Annotated in this window: 1 protein-coding gene and 1 pseudogene; both read left to right on the top strand. The window is 66.5% G+C overall.

Annotation, left to right across the window (positions count from 1 at the left end; translation table 11 throughout):
* Positions 1-714 precede the first annotated feature (714 nt).
* Positions 715-1090 (top strand): annotated as a pseudogene (locus AB0E14_RS39620) (transposase); the annotation flags it as partial.
* A gap of 454 nt (positions 1091-1544) precedes the next feature.
* Positions 1545-2256: hypothetical protein (locus AB0E14_RS39615; RefSeq protein WP_362430416.1), on the top strand; the 712-nt coding region annotated here is incomplete at its 3' end.

Raw genomic sequence — 2256 nt, 5'->3', positions numbered from 1 at the left:
AACAGGCACCGAACGTCTACGAACAGCAGTCAGCTACTCTGACACTTGCCGCATAACGACACGAACAGGTGTCCACCTTTTGGGGACAAGGCCCTGACACCCGACCGGCTACCGGTCGGCCGGCGAACGACGCGGAGCCCGTCGGCCGGCGGGCCGAGCGCAAGAAGGCCGCACATGCCCTGGTCCACGAGATGCTCGCCCGAGGCCACTCACGCCGCGCGATCGCCCGACACCTGGGCCGGGACCTCAACACCGTGCTCCGGTACGCGGCGGCCGCACGCGCGGCCGGCCTGCTCGTCGGCCTGCCGCACCCAGCTTCGCAGCGTCTCGCCCGTCATCCCAGACGTCCGCCGTAACCGCGGCATACGTCCGCATCCTGCCCGTCGGGTGAAACAGAGCCACCGCCTCGTTCCTGAACCCCATCGGATATGGAGACTTCCGTCCCACCAGGACACCCCTCCTCGCATTTACAAGATCCATTCTCAGAGTGTCCACACGAAGGGAGTCACCCCGATCCACGGCGAAGCCCCATGCCACGGCCACCGTGTCACCAGCCAAGGCTTGGCTGGCAGGCCGGGCAGCGTAGGAGGAGGCGGTCCTTTGAGAAAGCAGGGACCGTCGCTCACCTGTATGAATTGATGCGATCAATTCGAGAGGAAAGGAACCTAGCCCAGTCGCCGCCTAAGAGCTCGTAACACGATCATGATCGTGTTACGAGCTCTACTCACGGACCCCGAGAGCCTGCGCCCGAAGGAAACGGTCCTATTGGAGAAGATCGCCGCCGGCCTGCTCGGAGATGACCGCACTCGCCGATCTCATACGCGGCTTCGCAGCCCTGCTGAAACCGGCTGAGGGCAACGACGTGAAACTCACCGAGTGGATCACAGCCGCCCGCGCTGTCGCCCTGCCCCACCTGCGCAGCTTCACCAATGGCCTCGAAATCGACCGGCTCGCCGTGAACGCCGGCCTCACCTTGCCCTACCACAACGGGCGCACCGAAGGCGTCAACACCCGCACCAAGAGGATCATGCGGCAAAAGCACGGACGCGCCGGATTCGACCTCCTCCGCCACCGCACCCTCCTGCCCTGACACACACCCGGCGTCACCACCGACTACGGGCCAGACCCGTTCACTGAGCTTCTTCAGAACGGCCACGATCGGGTGACGGCCTGATCCACGGAGGCCGAGCGCGACCGCAGATCAGAGACGGATCAACTCCACAGAGCCGTTCACCCTCTGGAGTGGCCGCTGAAGAGGTTCACTGGTACCGGCCCTCGGTCGGCTGTTCTGGTGGGTTGCGGGGCATGGGGTGGTTCCCTTTGGTGCGTGATGGGGCGGCCGTGAGGTCCGAGTTGTGGGCGTTCTGGCATGACTTGGTGGGTGTTTCCGGGTTTTTGTGGGTGGGGCGGGTGGTGTGATGGTGGTGGCGGGGCAGGTTGTCCGGTGCGGCTGTGAGTGAGTGGGAGTGGGACGGATGAGTGAGTACTCCGCGGGTGGGTTTCGGGGCGCGCCGGGGACGGGTGCGGGTGCGCGGGGGCAGGGGGTGGACATCACCGACGCTCTCACCCAGGCGTCTGAGGGGAGGTGGGCCGATGCCGCTGCTCTTGCGGGACGGCTTACAGGCCTGAACGTGGACGAGCCATTGCTTCGTGGGGCGGTGCTCCGGGTAGCTGCCCGGTGGAATGTGCCGGAATCCACCGACGAGGAGTACGCGGGAACGCTGCTCACCTTCGGCGTTACGACTGCGGACCACTACTGGGAGTTCCTGTACAACCCGTTCGCTGCCGGAGGCGGCCCGCAGATCCCTGCGGGCCGGGATCAGGACCTGGCCTGTCTTGACGCCATCGGCAAGAGTGACTGGAACGCCGCACAGTCCTGGGCCGCCTGGGGCTCGGGCGGCCCCGCAACCGCGAACCAGGACACCCTCACCCATGCGGTCTACCTCACAGCCCAACGCCACAGCGTCAACAGTGCCGGCGCATCCGTCCCCCAACTCGCCGCATTCCTCATGACCTGCATTACCCCTGACGACTTCCAGGTTCTCGAGACGTGGAAGAACACACTGGTTTCCCTCACACAGACCCCGGCCGCCGACCCCGGCCCGCCCGGCCCGGGGGTCCCGAATCCCGCCTGGAACACGACCGCTCAGGACGTGGCTGGGGGTGTGGACGCCGCCGCGTGGGTGGACGGTGCCGGCCCGCCCGGCCCGGGGGTCCCGAATCCCGCCTGGAACACGACCGCTCAGGACGTGGCTG

The sequence above is a fragment of the Streptomyces sp. NPDC047981 genome (assembly GCF_040653315.1).
Lineage (GTDB): Bacteria > Actinomycetota > Actinomycetes > Streptomycetales > Streptomycetaceae > Streptomyces.
Note: the sequence above shows the minus strand (reverse complement) of the source record. Positions and strands in the feature narration are given on the sequence as shown.